Source organism: Neorhizobium sp. LjRoot104 (genome assembly GCF_964253725.1).
GTDB lineage: Bacteria > Pseudomonadota > Alphaproteobacteria > Rhizobiales > Rhizobiaceae > Neorhizobium.
Genome location: NZ_CAXURS020000001.1, coordinates 3,846,786 through 3,865,000 on the forward strand (window position 1 = coordinate 3,846,786; position 18,215 = coordinate 3,865,000).

At 60.5% G+C, this 18,215-nt stretch carries 14 protein-coding genes, 1 tRNA gene and 2 rRNA genes (1 of these 17 only partly in view); 10 read left to right on the forward strand and 7 right to left on the reverse strand.

Translation table 11 applies throughout. The features are described 5' to 3' along the window. Position 1: 1 nt before the first annotated feature. The gene (locus tag ACSQ8R_RS18895; protein ID WP_436254788.1) at positions 2-1,390 is read left to right on the forward strand and encodes a M20 family metallopeptidase; all 1,389 of its coding nucleotides are present in this window, start codon (positions 2-4) and stop codon (positions 1,388-1,390) included. A gap of 16 nt (positions 1,391-1,406) precedes the next feature. Here ACSQ8R_RS18895 and ACSQ8R_RS18900 read toward each other — a convergent pair whose 3' ends face one another. The 3 genes from ACSQ8R_RS18900 to ACSQ8R_RS18910 form a co-directional block, all read right to left on the reverse strand. Next, complete coding sequence (locus ACSQ8R_RS18900; protein WP_436254789.1) at positions 1,407-2,123, reverse strand: anti-sigma factor; 717 nt, start codon at positions 2,121-2,123, stop codon at positions 1,407-1,409. After that, positions 2,120-2,662 carry a sigma-70 family RNA polymerase sigma factor gene (locus tag ACSQ8R_RS18905; protein WP_436254790.1) on the reverse strand — a complete coding sequence of 181 codons (543 nt, stop codon included), beginning with the start codon at positions 2,660-2,662 and terminating at the stop codon, positions 2,120-2,122. The genes ACSQ8R_RS18900 and ACSQ8R_RS18905 overlap by 4 nt, the downstream gene beginning before the upstream one ends. 344 nt (positions 2,663-3,006) lie before the next feature. After that, on the reverse strand, positions 3,007-3,690 hold the full coding sequence (locus tag ACSQ8R_RS18910; protein ID WP_436254791.1) for a GntR family transcriptional regulator: 684 nt from the start codon (positions 3,688-3,690) through the stop codon (positions 3,007-3,009). A gap of 125 nt (positions 3,691-3,815) precedes the next feature. Here ACSQ8R_RS18910 and ACSQ8R_RS18915 point away from each other — a divergent pair, with 125 nt between their 5' ends. The 8 genes from ACSQ8R_RS18915 to ACSQ8R_RS18950 all read left to right on the forward strand — a co-directional run bounded on the left by ACSQ8R_RS18915 (position 3,816) and on the right by ACSQ8R_RS18950 (position 12,625). Continuing rightward, a complete protein-coding gene (locus ACSQ8R_RS18915; protein WP_436254792.1) occupies positions 3,816-4,457 on the forward strand; it encodes a GntR family transcriptional regulator in 642 nt (213 codons plus the stop codon). Between the two features lie 173 nt (positions 4,458-4,630). Further along, on the forward strand, positions 4,631-5,455 hold the full coding sequence (locus tag ACSQ8R_RS18920; protein ID WP_436254793.1) for an ABC transporter substrate-binding protein: 825 nt from the start codon (positions 4,631-4,633) through the stop codon (positions 5,453-5,455). Positions 5,456-5,525: 70 nt separating this feature from the next. Further along, positions 5,526-6,218, forward strand: coding sequence for an amino acid ABC transporter permease (locus ACSQ8R_RS18925; RefSeq protein ID WP_436254794.1), 693 nt, complete (start codon positions 5,526-5,528; stop codon positions 6,216-6,218). 22 nt (positions 6,219-6,240) lie between these two features. Further along, the gene (locus ACSQ8R_RS18930; RefSeq protein WP_436254795.1) at positions 6,241-7,134 is read left to right on the forward strand and encodes a dihydrodipicolinate synthase family protein; all 894 of its coding nucleotides are present in this window, start codon (positions 6,241-6,243) and stop codon (positions 7,132-7,134) included. Positions 7,135-7,149: 15 nt separating this feature from the next. After that, complete coding sequence (locus ACSQ8R_RS18935) at positions 7,150-10,050, forward strand: FAD-dependent oxidoreductase (RefSeq protein WP_436254796.1); 2,901 nt, start codon at positions 7,150-7,152, stop codon at positions 10,048-10,050. Then, positions 10,047-10,775, forward strand: a complete 729-nt coding sequence (locus ACSQ8R_RS18940; protein WP_436254797.1) for an amino acid ABC transporter ATP-binding protein — start codon at positions 10,047-10,049, stop codon at positions 10,773-10,775. The genes ACSQ8R_RS18935 and ACSQ8R_RS18940 overlap by 4 nt, the downstream gene beginning before the upstream one ends. Before the next feature lie 9 nt (positions 10,776-10,784). Beyond that, on the forward strand, positions 10,785-12,194 hold the full coding sequence (gene hydA / locus ACSQ8R_RS18945; protein ID WP_436254798.1) for a dihydropyrimidinase: 1,410 nt from the start codon (positions 10,785-10,787) through the stop codon (positions 12,192-12,194). Between the two features lie 20 nt (positions 12,195-12,214). Further along, a complete protein-coding gene (locus ACSQ8R_RS18950) occupies positions 12,215-12,625 on the forward strand; it encodes a DUF3830 family protein (protein ID WP_436254799.1) in 411 nt (136 codons plus the stop codon). A 398-nt stretch (positions 12,626-13,023) separates the two neighbouring features. Here the strand turns inward: ACSQ8R_RS18950 and ACSQ8R_RS18955 are convergent, their stop codons facing one another. Then, positions 13,024-13,995 carry an alpha/beta fold hydrolase gene (locus tag ACSQ8R_RS18955; RefSeq protein ID WP_436254800.1) on the reverse strand — a complete coding sequence of 324 codons (972 nt, stop codon included), beginning with the start codon at positions 13,993-13,995 and terminating at the stop codon, positions 13,024-13,026. 77 nt (positions 13,996-14,072) lie between these two features. On the opposite strand from ACSQ8R_RS18955, the gene ACSQ8R_RS18960 reads away from it, so the two are divergent. Continuing rightward, positions 14,073-14,675: a TetR/AcrR family transcriptional regulator gene (locus tag ACSQ8R_RS18960; protein ID WP_436254801.1), complete on the forward strand. Its 603-nt coding sequence runs from the start codon at positions 14,073-14,075 to the stop codon at positions 14,673-14,675. A gap of 311 nt (positions 14,676-14,986) precedes the next feature. Here ACSQ8R_RS18960 and ACSQ8R_RS18965 read toward each other — a convergent pair. The 3 genes from ACSQ8R_RS18965 to ACSQ8R_RS18975 form a co-directional block, all read right to left on the reverse strand. Next, positions 14,987-15,063 (reverse strand) — tRNA-Met (locus tag ACSQ8R_RS18965). A 239-nt stretch (positions 15,064-15,302) separates the two neighbouring features. Further along, positions 15,303-15,417: ribosomal RNA gene (gene rrf, locus ACSQ8R_RS18970) — 5S ribosomal RNA — on the reverse strand. Between the two features lie 243 nt (positions 15,418-15,660). Further along, positions 15,661-18,215, reverse strand: a 23S ribosomal RNA gene (locus ACSQ8R_RS18975); it runs 246 nt beyond the window's last position.

Consider the following 18,215-nt stretch of genomic DNA (forward strand, 5'->3'; position numbering starts at 1 on the left):
GATGACGATAGCCTCCCGCCAAGCAACGATCGACAAGGCCGTGGGCTATCTCGATGACGGTTCCTTCGAAGAAACCTTGCGCAAACGCGTGGCGATCCCATCCGCCAGCCGCGTCGCCGCCAACAAGCCGGATCTCTGGCGCTATATCACCGACGACATGCAGCCCTTTTTCAAGCGGCTCGGTTTCACGACGAAGATCTATGAAAACAATACGGCGCCCGGCCCGTTTCTGCTCGCCGAACGCATCGAAGATCCACGCTTCACCACCGTCCTGCAATATGGCCACGGCGATGTCGTCGCCGGGCTGGACGGCCAGTGGGAGACAGGCCTCTCACCCTTCGAGATGACCGAACGGAACGGCGCCTGGTATGGCCGCGGCACGGCCGACAACAAGGGCCAGCACGCGGTGAACCTCGCCGCGGTCGAAGCATTGCTCGCGACAAAAGGTTCGCTCGGCTTCAACCTCAAATACCTGATCGAGATGGGCGAGGAATCCGGCTCGCTGGGCCTGGAGGAAATGTGTGCGGCGCATCGCGACGAGCTAAAGGCGGATGTCTTTATCGCCTCCGACGGTCCCCGCCTTGCCCTCGACCGTCCCACCATCTTTCTCGGCGCCCGCGGCGGCATGTCCTTCCACCTGGAAATCAATGCCCGCGAAAGTTTTCAGCATTCCGGCAACTGGGGCGGCATCCTCTCCAATCCCGGCATCGAACTCTGCCACGCGATCACCGCGCTGGTCGGCCGCACCGGCCAGATCAAGGTAGCCGAGATGACGCCGGGTTCGATCCCGGAAAACGTCCGAACCGCCTTGAAGGATTGCCACATCACGCCCGCCGCCGGCGATCCGCCGATCGAGCCCTGGTGGGGCGAACCCGGGCTGACGCCGGAGGAAAAGGTTTTCGCCTGGAGTTCCTTCGAGGTGATGGAGATGGAATGCGGCAATCTCGCCCAACCGCTCTACGCCATCCCGCCCAAGGCTCGCGCCCGGATGCAGCTGCGTTTCCCGGTCGGCGTCGATCCGGATGCGGTGGTCCCGGCGGTCCGCAAGGCGCTGATCGATGCCGGTTACGACCGGGTCGTGGTCAAGGACCCGACCGACGCGATCTTCCTCGCCAGCCGCCTCGATCCCGATCATCCGTGGGTCAGGCGCGTCGTCGCCTCGATCGAGAAGACGCTCGGCGTCCCTCCGGCGATCCTGCCCAATCTCGGCGGCTCGCTGCCGAACAACATCTTTTCCGACCTGCTCGGACTGCCGACCATCTGGATCCCGCATTCCTATCCGGGCTGCCTGCAGCACGCCCCGAACGAGCACCTGCCGATCTCGATCGTTCGGGAGGGCCTCGCGATGATGGCCGGGCTCTATTGGGATATCGGCGAGACTGCCGCGTAACCTTCGGCTTTCGGCGTCAGGGCCGGTGCACGGCGCCGCTCGCTATGACGGGACCGGTCGCGACACCGGTGGGCGAGCCGCCGAAGGGTTCGAGGCTGACGGCAAGCGTCGCGCCCTCGGCCATGTTGCGACGCAGATCCGCAGGTATCACGAGCTCTCCGGCCTGATCGGGTTCGAAGACGCCGAGAGACTGCGGCTGGCCGCCTCCGGGCACCAGCCAGAGCTCCAGCGATTTCTCCTCCCGTCCGCCGGCCGCGACCGGTACGATCCGCAAACGACCGCTTCCCGCGTTATAGGAAGCCAGAAGGTTGATCTGGCTATCGGTCGAGGACAATTCCGCCACCAGCGGCGCGGATCCCTGCGGCCCTTGGATGACGCCCGATGCATAGACGACGGCAGCCACCGCGACCGCCGAGGTGCCAAGCGAAAGCCATCGCCAGAACAGCGCGGAATTCCACAGACCCCATGAGGATGGAGCAACCCGGGCGGGGCCGAAGAGACGCGTTTCGATCCGGCCGAAGACCGCCGGGCTCGGCGCCACGTCCTCGTAATCGTCGTTGAATGAGGCGAGGTCCGCCTGCCACCGTTCGACGATCCGGGCAAAAGCGCGATCGTTGGCCATCCGCTGCTCGACGGCACGGCGGGCCTCGAGCGACAGAACGCCGAGCACGTACTCGCCGGCCAGGATCTCGTCCTGCGGCCGCCTGCCCTGACTTTGTTCGCCCGACGTCATCGCTCCATGCACTCTCTCAATTTCAGAAGGCTCCGGCGCAGCCACGTGCGCACGGTATTCAAAGGCACCTTCAATTCTTCCGCCAGTTCAAGATAACTCAAACCTTCGACATAGGCACGCCGAACCGCATGGGCATGCGTGGACGCGAGCTCCTGCATGCACCTGTCGATGCGACGGCCTTCATCCGCATTCGCCACCTGGCGCTCGGGGTCGAGCGTGCCGTCATCGGCAAGGTCGTAGGCGTCATCAAGGTCTTCGGCGACAGGCTTCCTGGCCCGAAGGATGTCGATCGCGTGATTTCGCGCAATCGCCGCCAACCAGGCCAAGGACGAACCGGCATCGACGGAAAACGTCCTCGAACGCTGCCAAACCCTGACATAGACCTCCTGCAACGCTTCCTCCGCGTCGGCCCTGTCTTTCAAGATACGCAGGCAGATCGAAAATAGTTTCGGGCTCGTCGCATTATACAACGACGCGAACGCTTTGCGATCACCCATCGCCACGCGATTGACCAGAACTGCGATCTCATTGCTTTGCATTCGGAAAAAACCTCACCGTCCCCATTTATAGAGAAGGCTGGCCCAAAAAAACAAGGCGCGTTCGTCGTAAAACCCGCAGCAGGTCTTCTATCTTCTCTCGGCCGTTATCCCGCGCTGCCTGCTTCGTTAAGATCATCGATAGTCGCGGGGGCGTCAGGCGGCGCCAAAGGCGGGGACCGCCCTTTGCCCCTTCGGAAAAGGCTTCAAGATCAAGGAGATCACGAAGGCGACGAAACCGTGGCACGAGCCGGCAAAAACCACGCAATGCAGGCGGCCCGTCGATAGATGGCAGCACCTGGTCGAGGACGCCCTTTGCAGGCCGAAGGAACCCTCGCATGCTTGGGTTACTCGCTGATGTTGATATGCAATCTGGCGAATGCGATCAGGCTTGCGATATGGGCGGCGACGGCTTCGTGGGCTGCTTGCGCATCCTTGCGCTGCAAGGCGTCGATGATCGTCAGATGTTCGGTGGAATCCGGCTTCAGCCGATCCTTGAGCTGGCCGATCTCGAACAGGCGGGTCGTTGCGCGCAGGTTGCGCAGAACGCCGGCCATGACCTCGTTGCCGCAATAATCGATGATGAGGTTGTGGAGATGATCGTCTGAAAACCAGTGCGCATCCGTGTGATAGGCGGTGGCGCCCATCAGCTCATCGATTTCACGGCGTACCTCGATGAGCTTGCGGCCGGGAATATTGGGCATGGCCTGAACCGCCGCTGGCGGCTCGATGAGAAGCCGCAGCTTCAGGCTCTGGATATATTCACCGATATCCACATGCCGGACGACATAGTTGCGCCCATCGCCCTTGTGGACCAGTCCTTCGCCTTCGAGCCTCTGGAGCGCTTCCCTTAGGGGCGTACGCGACACGCCGAGCGTTTCGGCCAGTCTCGCCTCTACAATGACATGCCCCCCGCCGAGTCGGCGGTGCCGTATCATGTCCGAAACGGCATTGTAGGCCAGGGCGGCCAGCTTGTGGCCGGTCTCCTTCGCTGTCCTGCCAATCCTGGAATGTTCATCAGCCTGCGTCAAGGTGCAGCGGCCCTCCAAAACCGTCGTTGTGCTATTGCGGGTTGATATTGTCCCAAAGGCTTTTCTTGGATCAAGCCATGGTCCATACCGGGCAACATTGTCAAATGCATCGGAGTCGATAACCCATGGATGCAAGCGTCACGGCGGACAGAAGTCTCGCTGACGAGACCTACCGATCGCTGCTTGATGAAATACTCTCGGCGCAACTGGCGGGCGGCGCCGTGGTGCAGGAACGGCGGCTTGCGGTTCGCCTCGGCGTTTCGCGGTCGCCCATGCGCGACGCGCTTGGACGCCTCGAGGGCCAGGGACTTCTGGTCCGCAATGCCAAGGGTGTCCTGACCGTCAAGGTCATAACCCTCGCCGATTATCTCAACAGCATCGCCATGCGTCTTCTGGTCGAGCCCAGCGCTGCGGCGCAGGCTTGCAGTACCATCTCGACAGAGACGATCGACGCACTTTACGGCATGGCGAACGCGATAGAGGCGGACCCAGACCCATATCCGGCCGTCATCTGGGCATTCGACGACGCGCTGCATAACGGGATCGCCGCCGCCAGCGGCAATCCTTTCATGGCCGACACGATCGTGCAGATGCGCCGATATACGACCATATTCGAGCGCCAGCGCAAGCTTGCCCAGCGCAAGCCGGGCCTTGCCGATCATCAGGGCATTCTGCGCGCGCTGAGCGAACGGGATGCGGATGCAGCCCGCGCCGCCATGGCGCTGCATCTCGAGCGCGTACGCCAGAACGTGTTGGCGACGTACTGACTGCCGACGTCCATCCGCGACGCTGTCTATCGAATTCACTTGTTTCTGCCCTTGAAGGAAAGAGGTTGCGGATCGCGAAATAATGTGTATGAAATTGGTATACCAAATGAATGCGATGTTAACAAGCGTTCAAGGGTTGGTCCGCAAGAAGATCATCAACACCAGAGGTTCCCATGTCATTCCGCATCATTTCTCTCGCATCCGCTCTGCTGCTGTCCACCGCAGCGTCCGCCCTCGCACAGACCTGCACGCCCAAGGTCGCCGACTCCGAATTGGTCAAGCCCGGCACTTTGGTCATGTCCACCAACCCGACCCTGCCGCCGCTGCAGTTCGTCGATTCCACAGGCGAGCTCAAGGGCATGCGCGTCGAGCTTGGCAAGGAAATCGCCAAGCGCCTTTGCCTGAAGCCGGAATATATCCGCATCGAATTTTCCGCCATGATACCCGGCCTTCAGGCCGGCCGCTGGGACATGATCAATACCGGCATTTTCTTCACCCCTGAGCGCGCAGCCGTAATGCAGATGATCCCCTATGAGGACCAGGCTATCAGCGTTTCCGTGGCCACCAGCAACAAGGCGGTCAAGACCAAGGAAGATCTCGACGGCATGCGCATCGGCGTCGAAATCGGCGGGTTCGAGGAGACCAAGACCCGTGCGCTCGACAAGGAGCTCAAGGATGCCGGCAAGAAAGGCCTGATCATCCAGACTTTCGACAATTTCGCTCTGGCCTACCAGGCCCTTCGCGCCGGTCAGGTCGAAGGTGTGGTGTCGATCGACGGCGTGGCGAAGGAATACGACGCCCGCGGCGACTTCCGTCGCGCGGTCAGTGGCCTCTATCCCGCTCCGGTCGCCGTCGCCTTCAAGAGCGCACCGCTCGCCGATGCGGTATCCGCTGTCTTCCAGGAGATGAAGGCCGATGGGTCGCTCGGCAAGCTCTTCGAGACATACGGCATGCCGATGGTTGCCGGTGACTATTCGGTAAAGGGCCCGAAACGCTGATCCGAAACGGTTCGAACTTTCCCCGGTGCCGGCTACGGTCGGCACCCCCAACCGCTAAAAAGGCCCTGCCATGTCATTCTGGAGCTGGTCCGGTTTCTTCGACTATCTCGTCAACCCGTTCATCCTTGGAGGCGTGGTCACCACCATCTGGTTGACCTGTGTCTCGTTGGTGTTTGGCCTGTTTCTTGGCTTCGTCGTGGCTTTGATGCGTCGGTCGAAGCTGCGGCCGATCCGGAGTGCCGGATGGTTCTATGTCTGGATCTTCCGGGGCACGCCGCTGCTGGTGCAGTTGATCGTGATCTACACCGCTCTGCCGCAACTGGGCATCCGTTTCTCGGTTGTGGAGGCCGCGTTGATCGGACTTGCGCTGAATGAGGCGGCCTATCTTGCCGAAATCATCCGCGCCGGTATCGAAGCCGTCCCGGAGGGGCAGTCGCGAGCAGCCCGGGCGCTTGGAATGACCGAGCGCCAGATCATGCGCCATATCGTCATGCCACAGGCGTTCAAGGTCATCATCCCGCCGCTTGGAAATTCGGTAAACGGTCTCCTCAAGACGACGTCGGTGACCTCGGTGATCTCGATGGAGGAGTTGCTGCGGCGCACCCAGGTCCTGATCCAGGAAAAGTTCATGGTGCTCGAACTCTTCACGGTCGCGGCCATCTACTACCTGCTGCTCACCACGATCTGGGATTTCATACAGCGGCGTATCGAAAAGCGCTTCGGCCAGTCCACCGCACCGGTCAAACTCGCAGAACAGCGCTGATTTACAACAAGGAATAGATTGCATGCCCAAGACATTTCGAGGTGTCTTCACCGTTATGATTACACCCGTTGACACGGAGGGAAGGGTTAACCTTCCGGCGCTCGCCGCCTTTACCGACTGGCAGATCCGCGAAGGCGTGCACGGGCTGATCCCGCTCGGTTCGACGGGTGAATTCCTGTCCCTTTCAACAGAGGACTGGGACGCCGTTGCCCGTACCGTGATCGACACCGCCGCCGGCCGGGTTCCGGTGCTGATCGGAACCGGCGCCGAAGACACCCGCGAAGCTGTCCGTCTGAGCCGCAAGGCAGAAGCCATGGGCGCGGACGGTGTCATGATCATCCCGCCCTTTTATTCGACGCCGACCGACGACGAACTCGTCGAGCATTACCGGACCGTCGCCGCAGCCATCTCCATCCCGATCATGGTCTACAACAACCCCGCCACCTCCAATGTCGACATGAAGCCGGAACTTCTTGCCCGCATTGCCGAGATCGACGGCTGCGACTACGTCAAGGAATCGACCCTTGAAGTCACCCGCATCCGCGATATCGTTCGCCTGGCTGGAGACAACATGACGCCATTTGGCGGCATTCTCGGGTTCGAGTCCTTCGTCATGGGCGCGCAAGGATGGGTTGCCGTGGCATCCAACGTGGCACCGGCCGCAATGGCACGCATTTTCACGCTGGCTGCAGACGAGAAAAAATACGACGAGGCCCGCGCGCTTTATCTCGAATGGCTTCCTGTCATTCAGGCGGTCGGCGGACAGGCCTATGTCGCTGGCTCCAAGGCGCTATTGAACCACATGGGCTTTGCGGCCGGATCCCCGCTTCCGCCACGCCTGCCACTGCCGGAGGCACAGGATGCGGAAATGAAGGTACTGGTCGAGCGCTTCAACCTGCGCTTCGAGCGGAACTGAGCCGGAGCCGAGCCGATGACCGCGGAGCCCCTGATCGATGCAAGGCCGACCGTCCATGTCGACGGCTTGCCCTTTCGCGTCGATGCCGGTCTTTCGGTCGCGGCGGCACTCACCGGTCTTGGGCGCTCTGATTTCTCCACGGATGCAGCGGGTTCCCGGCGCGGCGTGTTCTGCGGCATGGGCGTCTGCCACGACTGCCTGGTGACGATCGATGGCAGAACCAGTCAACGATCCTGCATGACGCCGGTGCGGGACGGCATGTGCATCGATCGCCAGCAGGCAAGGCCCGACATGACATCGGCCGACCTTACGGATCTGCGAGCGTTGCCGGAAGGCTTGGTCGAACTCGGCATGGACCTGCTCGTTATCGGTGCGGGGCCTGGCGGTCTCTCCGCCGCGGTTACGGCCGCGGCAGCGGGTGCCTCGGTTACCATAGTGGACGAGCGGCATATCCCGGGCGGCCAGTTCTACAAGCAACCCAGCACCGCGATGGCCCGCCGGGCTCTTGCTGGCGATTTCCAGGCGAAAAGCGGCGCGGAATTGATTGCGAAGGCACTTTCGCTTGGTGTGACCATCCTGTCGGGCGTGACCGTGTGGGGTGCTGCGCATGATGCGGATACCGGACCGGTTCTATCCTGTCTGGGCCCCGAGGGTGCCTTCTACTGTCGTCCGCGCATGGTCGTCATCGGCACCGGCGCCTACGAGCGGCCGCCGGCCGTTCCAGGCTGGACCTTGCCGGGCGTGGCGACGGCGGGTGCAGCCCAGACCCTGCTGAGAAGCTATGGGACGCTGCCCGGCCGGCGCATCCTGATCGCCGGCAATGGCCCCCTCAACATCCAGGTCGCCAGCGAAATTCTGAGGGCGGGCGGAGAGGTCGTCTATATGGCCGAACGCGCCCGGGCGCCATGGAGCCAGCCGATCGGAGCGCTGTCCCTTCTGCGCCATGATCCGGCATTGGCGCTGAAGGGCATGCGCGAGCTCTCACGGCTGCAACAGGCCGGTGTCACCATCGCCTGGCAGACGCAGATCGCCGCGATCCATGGCTCCGGTCGTGTCGAGGCGGCCGTGCTGTCGGGGCCTGACGGTGAAACCGCGATCGATGTCGATACGGTCCTTCTCGGCGGCGATTTCACTTCGTCCAATGAAGTGTCGCGCCTGCTTGGCTGCGCCCATGTGGTTGCCGCGGACGGCTCGCTGAAAGCAGAGTGCGGCACAGCCGGGGAAAGCTCGTTGCCCGGTGTCTACATCGTCGGCGAGGCCATCCGTTTCGGCGGGGCTCATATCGCGCTGGCGGAAGGCAGGCTCGCCGGTCTGGCGGTCGCCGCCAAACTCGATTTCGAAACACGCCCCGATCCTGTCGCAGAAAGGAAGCTCGCCCGGGCAAAGGCCTTTCAGTCCGCGCTTTGGCAAGTGTTCAAACCGGCCGCTCCTCTGCCGGCAGCATCGGACGCGGCCATCGCCTGTCGTTGCGAAAACGTGGCGGTCGGTACGTTGCGGGAGCTTGCCCGGCGGGGTCCCCCGGATATTGCCACATTGAAACGCCTGACGCGTGCCGGCATGGGGCGTTGCCAGGGCCGCTATTGCGGCGCCGCACTGACGGCGCTCACGGGACGACCTGCCAGCGAAACCACCGGCGTTCTCGCGCCGCAGATGCCACTCCGCCCGGTGCCACTTGCAGCCCTCGCGGTCGAGAAGCCCGAATGGGGCGGACATAAACGTGCCCTCCTGCCGGAGCGCCCGCCGATCCCCCATTCCGAACCATTGCCTCTGAACGCGGCGCCGATCGTCGTCATCGGTGCTGGAATAGCCGGGTTGTCTACTGCGCTGTTTCTCGCAGAAGCCGGCGAGGAGGTGGTCGTTCTCGAGCGCGGTTTCCCCGGCGGACTCGCCTCTGGCGGCAATGCCGGCAGCCTGCACGCCCAGCTGCTGTCGTTCGATCACGGCGCCCGCGCTGAAGCCGGCGGCGGACCCGCGGCGCGCACCTTGAGCTTGCAGCGGGATTCCATCGCCCTGTGGCAGGAACTGGAAGGACGGCTTGGCCGGGATTTCGAGATGAAAATTACCGGCGGCCTTATGGTCGCCGAGACCGATGCGCATATGCGCTTCCTTGAGCAAAAGACGCGCGTCGAACGAGAGAGCGGCATCGATTGCCATGTCATCGGCCGCGACGACCTGCAAAAGCTCGAGCCCGCTCTGTCTCCGGCCATGATCGGCGCGTCTTATTGCCCCCAGGAAGGCAAGATCAACCCGCTCGTTGCGACCCGTCATGTGCATGATGGCGCGGTTGCGGCAGGCGCGCGCGTGTTCGATCGAACCGAGGTGATGTCCATCAGCCGCCAGGGTTCCGGCTACGAGATCGTGACGTCGCGCGGCCCATTGCGGGCAAGGCGGATCGTCAATGCGGCGGGTGCCTTTGCCGCGCGCATCGCCGCCATGCTCGACCTTCAGGTTCCGGTCTTCGGCGCACCGCTGCAGATGCTGGTCACCGAGGCCGCCGCGCCGGCGATTTCCCACCTCGTTGCCCATGCCGACCGGCATCTGACGCTCAAGCAGGCTGCCAACGGCAACTTCCTGATCGGCGGCGGCTGGACGGCGGGACTGGACCCCGTTCATAGTCACCCGCGTCCGATTTTCTCCAGCATCGAGGGAAACCTCTGGGTGGCTCAGCACGTCGTACCGGGCCTGCGGAAACTGCATGTCATTCGCAGCTGGGCGGCGATGAATATCAATATCGACGGCGCACCGATCCTCGGCGAACATCCCGCCGCGCCCGGTTTTTTCAATGCGGTTACGTCCAATGGCTATACGCTTGGGCCAATCGTCGGACAGATCACCGCCGACCTCGTCCGTGCCCGCGATCCACAGCGCGACCTGTCGGCATTTTCCATATCCCGTTTTCAAGGAGGGCGATCATGATCGAGATCACCGGCATCACCAAATATTATGGCAATCTGGCCGTCCTCAAGAATTGCTCGACCCGGGTTTCCAAGGGCGAAGTGGTCGTCGTGTGCGGTCCGTCCGGCTCCGGCAAATCGACGCTGATCAAATGCGTCAATGCCCTGGAACCGTTTCAGGAAGGATCGATCCGCGTGGATGGCATCGAGGTCAGCGATCCCGCGACCGACCTGCCTGACCTGCGTTCGCGGGTCGGCATGGTGTTCCAGAATTTCGAGCTTTTCCCGCATTTGACCATCGAAACCAATATCATGCTGGCGCAACGCATCGTGCTTGGCCGCAATGAGAGCTTTGCCCGGAAATGCGCGATGGATCTGCTGGAGCGGGTGGGCATGACAGGCCATGCCCACAAATATCCCGGTCAATTGTCCGGCGGCCAGCAGCAGCGTATCGCCATCGCCCGCGCGCTCGCCATGAACCCGAAGGCCATGCTGTTCGATGAGCCGACCTCGGCCCTCGATCCCGAGATGATTTCCGAAGTGCTTGATGTGATGACCGGCCTTGCGCGCGACGGCATGACGATGATGGTCGTCACCCATGAAATGGGCTTTGCCCGCAAAGTGGCCACGCGAATGATCTTCATCGATCAGGGCGAAATCGTCGAGGATCGACCGACCGACGAGTTCTTCGACAATCGCCACAACCCCCGCACTGAGGCATTCCTCAGCAAGATCCTCCATCATTGAGAGACTGGGATGAGCACATTTGATCTCATCGTCCAAGGCGGCACCATCGTGACCGCCTCGGATGTGTTTAAGGCAGACATCGGCATCGTCGATGGGAGGATCGCCCAAATCGGCGAGAACCTGACGGGCGCAATGCAAGTCATCGACGCAAGCGGCAAATATGTGCTGCCCGGCGGCATCGACAGCCATGTCCACGTGTCCCAGCCTTCGGGCGACGGTATCGTGATGGCGGACGATTTCGAAAGCGGTACGCGGTCCGCCCTGTTCGGCGGCAATACCACCATCATGCCTTTCTGCCTGCAGGAGAAAGGCCGGCCGCTGCGTGAAGCGCTCAATGCCTATCACAAGCTGGCCGAGGGCAATTGCTACACCGATGTGAGCTTCCATCTGATCGTCAGTGATGCGACCGACGCCCTGCTTGGCCAGGACCTTCCGGCGCTTGCCGCGGACGGCTATTCCTCCTTCAAGGTGTTCATGACCTACGAGGATCTGCGCCTGAGCGATGCCGACATTCTGAAAACGCTCGATGTCGCCCGCTCGACCGGCGCGACTGTCATGGTCCATTGCGAAAACGAGGATGCGATCCGTTTCCTGATCGCCCGTCATGAAGCCGCGGGTGATGTGGCGCCGCGCGCCCACGCCTCGACCCGACCCGTGGCCGTGGAACGGGAAGCGACACATCGCGCCCTGACGCTTGCCGAGGTCGTCGACGTGCCCATTGTCATCGTGCATGTCTCGAATGGCGAGGCGATAGCTGAAATCGCCCGCGCCCGCGCCCGTGGCATCAAGGTGGTAGGCGAAACCTGCCCGCAATATCTGATGCTGACGGCCGACGATCTGGAAGGCATGGATTGGGAGGGCGCGAAATTCGTCTGCTCGCCACCGCCCCGCGACAAGGCTGCCCAGGACGAATGCTGGAGGGGCATCGAGACCGGCCTGTTCGATCTCTTCTCGTCCGATCACTGCCCGTTCCGCTATGACGACGAGCGTGGCAAGCGCAACCGCAAGGGCCTGGAGAGCTTCAGGCACATTCCGAACGGTATCCCCGGCGTTGAGACGCGTCTGCCGATCCTGTTTTCCGAAGGTGTCATGAAGGGCCGCATCGACCTGCCGCGCTTCGTCGCGCTCTCGGCGACAAATCACGCCAAGACCTACGGGCTTTACCCGGAAAAGGGCACGATCGCGATCGGCGCGGATGCCGACATTGCCATATGGGACCCATCCATCAACCGCACGATACGCCATGCCGAACTGCATGACGGCGCCGATTACTCACCATACGAAGGCCTTGATATTACCGGATGGCCGACAACGGTGATCCTTGGCGGGCGCGTGATGGTCAGAGATGGCGAACTCATGGGGAAGAAGGGCGACGGCGTATATCGGCCCGCCCGCACGCGCCTCACAAAATCAATCTGAGCAACTGGAGATCTGAGATCATGAAACTGAAAGTTACCGCCGGCCCCTTCGTTTTCGACGCCGTTCTGGAAACCGAAAAGGCCCCCCAGACCTGCAAGGCGTTCATCGAGCGCCTGCCCTTCGATGGCCAGATCGTTCATGTGCGCTGGTCCGGTGAAGGCGTGTGGATCCCGCTCGGTGCTTATAATTTCGGCGTCGGTTACGAAAACCACACCAGCCACCCCGCGCCGGGCCATATCATTCTGTATCCAGGCGGCATCAGCGAGACCGAGATTCTGCTGGCCTATGGCGGTGTCGATTTCTCCTCGAAAATGGGCCAGCTCGCCGGCAACCACTTCATCACGCTGACCTCGAACCTCGACAGATTGGCCGAACTTGGCAACAAGACCCTCTGGGAAGGAGCGCAGCCGATCCGTTTCGAACTCGCCTGAGCGCTGCATCGATGCGACATGGAGCGCCAAATTCGTTTGACTGTCGATTCAATCAACAGCCTCGACTTGCCGAACGATGAAGCGCCCTTCAAGCCGGGGGCCTTTTCTGTGTGCTAGGGGCATAAAACGACGTCGGCCTCCCGCGGGAGGCCGTTAAGTTGTTGGGATCGCGGGTAAGATTTGGTTGCGGGAGCCCGCAACACCCGATTCTTGCGATTGGTCGAGGGAACCATACCAAAGCTAGCGGCATAGCCGCTCTATGTAAGACGAGTTCGGATCCCTCTCGGCCCGCCAGTCCCACCGATTGCCCTCTGCACCATGCGGTGCGTAAAGCCCTCTACGTTCATGACAGTCGTCCTCCGCTGAGTTGCTGGGAAGCAGTCTGCCGATGTGCGCCACTAGTCCTTGTTGGCGTCACGCACGAACGTGGCCAGTTCCTCCCCGAAGCGACCCGGCTCTTCGTAAAACGGGCTATGACCGCTCTCCTGATAAACTGACAGCCGACTGTTCGAATGGATGGACTGGATACGCTCCGACATGGCAATCCGAACTAGGCGGTCATGAACGCCATGCGTCAAAAGGATCGGGCCCGCATATGCTTGGAAGGCGGGTTCCAAGTCGGTTGTGTTGGATTGAAGGAACCCTTCGTTGGCCGCCCGTGCCGTCATGCCGTTGACGACAAGCATCCGCTGCATCTCGAGCTCCGTAGGAGGCTGATGGAAGCAGGCAGCGAGGAAGTCAGCCGTCGCAGCCGTCCGCGTCGCGAGATCATGCGAAATGCCCGCAACTGCAAAGGCCCCTGTCTCTTTGGTAAAAAGATCCGGCGACAACTTGGTGACCGCATCCACTAGATTGACACCCGCAATCGCCTCGCCGCCATATTTGCGCAGGTAGGCGCCAGCCACGTAGCCACCGAGTGACCAGCCTACGAGTACGGGCCGCCGGAGTTTCGTCGCGCTGATGACGGCCGCAACGTCGTCCGCCCACTTGTCCGCTTCCGAATAGGCTTCAGGCATATCGGGCTTATCTGAATCGCCGTGTCCGCGCAGATCGAAGCTCACGATCCGGAAACCACTGAGCGCCGGATCGCCGAGTTGCTTCTCCCAACTCAGTCGGCTTTGCCGTAGTCCGTGGATGAGCAGGATCTCCGGCGCTTCTGGATTGCCCTGCACTTCCCCGACGAGGTTGGTGCCATCCTTTGAGCGAACGGCAAACGTCTCCCGGCCAACTGCATTTTTCGTTATTGAGATGATGGCAGCAGTCGGGGAAGCGGGCGTGGCCTGGGCATGCGGTACGATGGCAGCCGTCCCGATCGCCAAAACGACGAGGCCTGCGACGCCTGACAGGAACGCGCGTGGTGGGTTGGTCATGTGTTGTCTCCGAGTTGTTTAGTGATCGCTAGCTAACGCCATTGACACCGCCTGTCAAACCTTGTTTAGTGATCGGTATGCAACCTGAGAAGAAATCACGCGGCGGTCGACCTTGGAGTTTCGATCGAGACTTGGCTGTCGAGACGGCGATGCGCCTGTTCTGGCGAAGCGGCTATGAGGGCGTCTCGATCGGCGACCTCACGAAGGCGATCGGAATCGCGCCCCCGAGCCTCTACTCCGCTTTCGGGAGCAAGGCAGGGCTCTATAGGGAGGCGATCGACCGATACGAGGAGGGATACGGTTCTATTGAACTCGGCTTCGGTGAAAACTCATCGCTGGCGGACGCTGTGCGGACGCTGCTGGAGGGTGCCGTCCGGTCCGTGACACATCCCGACCGCGAGGGCGGGTGCATGGTCTCCAGCGGCATGATTGCATGTCATCCGGATCACGCCCCCCTGGCTCATGACGCTGCCGCGCGGCGTGATGCCTTGCGAGGCAGGATCGGGACAGCGCTGCACTCCTTCTTGGACGAAGACTCAGCGCAACGGCTTGCTCGGCATCTGTCAGCCGTCATGCAGGGCATTTCGATCCAGGCGCGGGATGGGGCCACACCGACTGAGTTGCAGGAGATTGTCGACGACGTCGTTGATGGCGTCGCTGCGCGTTTTCCCGCCCGATAACCAACAGCCACGCGTGGGTGGCGACGTTGAGCTCGCGGGCCAAGGCACCTGGGCAAACACCGGCAGCACAAGATGCTCGATTTCGACGATGTCCAACCGTTAAGCCGCCAATAACGTGACATCACCTGCTGAACTCGTGATCGTGCTGCGCGGCCACCTTGCGGCGATCCTCACCTTCGCATCAGGCAGGAAGAAGCCCGATTTTCTCAACGAGAGGGCCATCCTGGAAGATCTCCTGGGCCGCGCTGGCGCATATGAGGGCCAGAAACGCAAAAACCCCGCAGCCTGTGCTACGGGGTCGCAAGTAAAGTTGGTTGCGGGGGCAGGATTTGAACCTGCGGCCTTCAGGTTATGAGCCTGACGAGCTACCGGGCTGCTCCACCCCGCGCCAAGCGCAAACCTCTTGGAGGTTTGTCGCGACTGCTTCACAGGGAAGCTGTGAAGCGTATTGCCGGAGCAAATAGCCGAAGGCGATTTGTCTCCTGTAAGGGGCGCACCGGAACAAGATCGGTGAGCCATCCTCTTATTTGGTGTTCAGCAAAGCAGAAAGGCCGCTTTGCGAGCGGCCCTTGGGATCGGCCAGGGGCCGTTAGTTTTCGAGTTGAGAAGATATGTTGCGTTTTGCAGACCTGGCAGCGACCTACTCTCCCGCGTCTTGAGACGGAGTACCATTGGCGCAGGGGCGTTTCACGGCCGTGTTCGGAATGGGAACGGGTGCGGCCGCCCCGCAATGACCACCAGGTCAGCGAAGCGCAACATTTGAGAAGCTGGTTGAGGCGAACCTCATTTTTAGTCTTTGAACACGTCTTTAAACCTTTTGAGACCTGAAGGATGCTTTTGGCACCCATACAGGCCAGCGGCCGTCGCCTTTCGGTTTTTGCCTTCAGGCAAAATACCGTTTGGCGGGCCGTCCGCAGCGCCTTCGGCGCGTCAGGACAAAGGTCTGATGCCATCAAGCTTTGCTTGATGAGCATGAACAATGAGAACGATCAAGCCAATCGGGCTATTAGTACCGGTAAGCTTCATGCATTGCTGCACGTCCACACCCGGCCTATCAACGTGGTCGTCTTCCACGGCCCTGATAGGGAACACTCGTTTTCAGGTTGGTTTCCCGCTTAGATGCCTTCAGCGGTTATCCATTCCATATATAGCTACCCTGCTATGCCCTTGGCAGGACAACAGGTCCACCAGAGATATGTCCATCCCGGTCCTCTCGTACTAGGGACAGATCCTGTCAATATTCCTACACCCACGGCAGATAGGGACCGAACTGTCTCACGACGTTCTGAACCCAGCTCACGTACCGCTTTAATTGGCGAACAGCCAAACCCTTGGGACCTGCTCCAGCCCCAGGATGCGATGAGCCGACATCGAGGTGCCAAACAACCCCGTCGATATGGACTCTTGGGGGTCATCAGCCTGTTATCCCCGGCGTACCTTTTATCCGTTGAGCGATGGCCCTTCCACGCGGGACCACCGGATCACTATGACCGACTTTCGTCTCTGCTCGACTTGTCAGTCTCGCAGTCAGGCGGGCTTATGCCATTGCACTCGACGACCGATTTCCGACCGGTCTGAGCCCACCATCGCGCGCCTCCGTTACTCTTTCGGAGGCGACCGCCCCAGTCAAACTACCCACCATACACTGTCCCGGATCCGGATGACGGACCGCGGTTAGACATCCATGACGATAAGGGTGGTATTTCAAGGATGGCTCCACGAAGACTGGCGTCCCCGCTTCAAAGCCTACCACCTATCCTACACATGCCGACACGAATGCCAGTGTAAAGCTATAGTAAAGGTGCACGGGGTCTTTCCGTCTAACCGCAGGAACCCCGCATCTTCACGGGGAATTCAATTTCACTGAGTCTATGTTGGAGACAGCGGGGAAGTCGTTACGCCATTCGTGCAGGTCGGAACTTACCCGACAAGGAATTTCGCTACCTTAGGACCGTTATAGTTACGGCCGCCGTTTACTGGGGCTTCGATTCAAAGCTTGCACCTCTCCTCTTAACCTTCCAGCACCGGGCAGGCGTCAGACCCTATACGTCGTCTTTAGACTTCGCAGAGCCCTGTGTTTTTGATAAACAGTCGCTACCCCCTGGTCTGTGCCACCCCAATATGGTTGCCCAAATTGGGGTCACGCTTCTTCCGAAGTTACGCGTGCAATTTGCCGAGTTCCTTCAACATAGTTCTCTCAAGCGCCTTGGTATACTCTACCTGACCACCTGTGTCGGTTTCGGGTACGGTCTATAATGGTGGAGCTATTTCCTGGAACCGCCCCACTGCCCAACCAATCCAATAAGGTTGAACAATTTTTGCGATCCGTCACTACCACCAGGCCCACGAATATTAACGTGGTTCCCATCACCTACGCATTTCTGCCTCGGCTTAGGGGCCGGCTAACCCTGCTCAGATTAACTTTAAGCAGGAACCCTTGGTCTTTCGGCGAGAGGGTCTCTCACCCTCTTTATCGTTACTCATGTCAACATTCGCACTTCCGATATCTCCAGAGGCCCTCACGGGTCCTCCTTCACAGACTTACGGAACGCTCCGCTACCACGTGCGACAAGTCGCACATCCTCAGCTTCGGTGCATGGCTTTAGCCCCGTTACATTTTCGGCGCAAAGACCCTTGATTAGACCAGTGAGCTGTTACGCTTTCTTTAAATGATGGCTGCTTCTAAGCCAACATCCTGGTTGTTTTGGGATCCTCACATCCTTTCCCACTTAGCCATGACTTGGGGACCTTAGCTGGAGGTCAGGGTTGTTTCCCTTTTCACGACGGACGTTAGCACCCGCCGTGTGTCTGCCGATTAGTACTCCCGGGTATTCGGAGTTTGGTTAGGATCAGTAAGACGGTGAGTCCCCATAGCCCATCCAGTGCTCTACCCCCCGGGGTATTCGATCGACGCACTACCTAAATAGTTTTCGCGGAGAACCAGCTATTTCCGAGTTTGATTGGCCTTTCACCCCTAGCCACAAGTCATCCCAATCTATTGCAACAGATGCGGGTTCGGTCCTCCAGTTGGTGTTACCCAACCTTCAACCTGCTCATGGCTAGATCACTCGGTTTCGGGTCTAATGCAACTAACTGAACGCCCTGTTCAGACTCGCTTTCGCTGCGCCTACACCTACCGGCTTAAGCTTGCTAGTTACACTAAGTCGTTGACCCATTATACAAAAGGTACGCCGTCAGGCTTGCGCCCTCCGACTGTTTGTAGGCATCCGGTTTCAGGTTCTATTTCACTCCCCTTGTCGGGGTGCTTTTCACCTTTCCCTCACGGTACTTGTTCGCTATCGGTCATGCACGAGTACTTAGGCTTGGAGAGTGGTCTCCCCATGTTCAGACAGGATTTCACGTGTCCCGCCCTACTCTAGGACAATCAGTGTTCTACGCCTACGGGGCTATCACCCGCTGCGGCCGCCTTTTCCAAAGCGTTCGGCTTTATTCCTGATTGCCACTGGCCTGGTCCGCGTTCGCTCGCCACTACTTGCGGAGTCTCGGTTGATGTCCTTTCCTTCGGGTACTTAGATGTTT

Bases quoted from the DNA above. Each gene is read 5' to 3' on its own strand.
- ACSQ8R_RS18895 (WP_436254788.1), top strand. From the start codon at position 2: ATGACGATAGCCTCCCGCCAAGCAACGATCGACAAGGCCGTGGGCTAT.
- ACSQ8R_RS18900 (WP_436254789.1), bottom strand. From the start codon at position 2,123: ATGACGTCGGGCGAACAAAGTCAGGGCAGGCGGCCGCAGGACGAGATC.
- ACSQ8R_RS18905 (WP_436254790.1), bottom strand. From the start codon at position 2,662: ATGCAAAGCAATGAGATCGCAGTTCTGGTCAATCGCGTGGCGATGGGT.
- ACSQ8R_RS18915 (WP_436254792.1), top strand. From the start codon at position 3,816: ATGGATGCAAGCGTCACGGCGGACAGAAGTCTCGCTGACGAGACCTAC.
- ACSQ8R_RS18920 (WP_436254793.1), top strand. From the start codon at position 4,631: ATGTCATTCCGCATCATTTCTCTCGCATCCGCTCTGCTGCTGTCCACC.
- ACSQ8R_RS18925 (WP_436254794.1), top strand. From the start codon at position 5,526: ATGTCATTCTGGAGCTGGTCCGGTTTCTTCGACTATCTCGTCAACCCG.
- ACSQ8R_RS18930 (WP_436254795.1), top strand. From the start codon at position 6,241: ATGCCCAAGACATTTCGAGGTGTCTTCACCGTTATGATTACACCCGTT.
- ACSQ8R_RS18935 (WP_436254796.1), top strand. From the start codon at position 7,150: ATGACCGCGGAGCCCCTGATCGATGCAAGGCCGACCGTCCATGTCGAC.
- ACSQ8R_RS18940 (WP_436254797.1), top strand. From the start codon at position 10,047: ATGATCGAGATCACCGGCATCACCAAATATTATGGCAATCTGGCCGTC.
- hydA (WP_436254798.1), top strand. From the start codon at position 10,785: ATGAGCACATTTGATCTCATCGTCCAAGGCGGCACCATCGTGACCGCC.
- ACSQ8R_RS18950 (WP_436254799.1), top strand. From the start codon at position 12,215: ATGAAACTGAAAGTTACCGCCGGCCCCTTCGTTTTCGACGCCGTTCTG.
- ACSQ8R_RS18955 (WP_436254800.1), bottom strand. From the start codon at position 13,995: ATGACCAACCCACCACGCGCGTTCCTGTCAGGCGTCGCAGGCCTCGTC.
- ACSQ8R_RS18960 (WP_436254801.1), top strand. From the start codon at position 14,073: ATGCAACCTGAGAAGAAATCACGCGGCGGTCGACCTTGGAGTTTCGAT.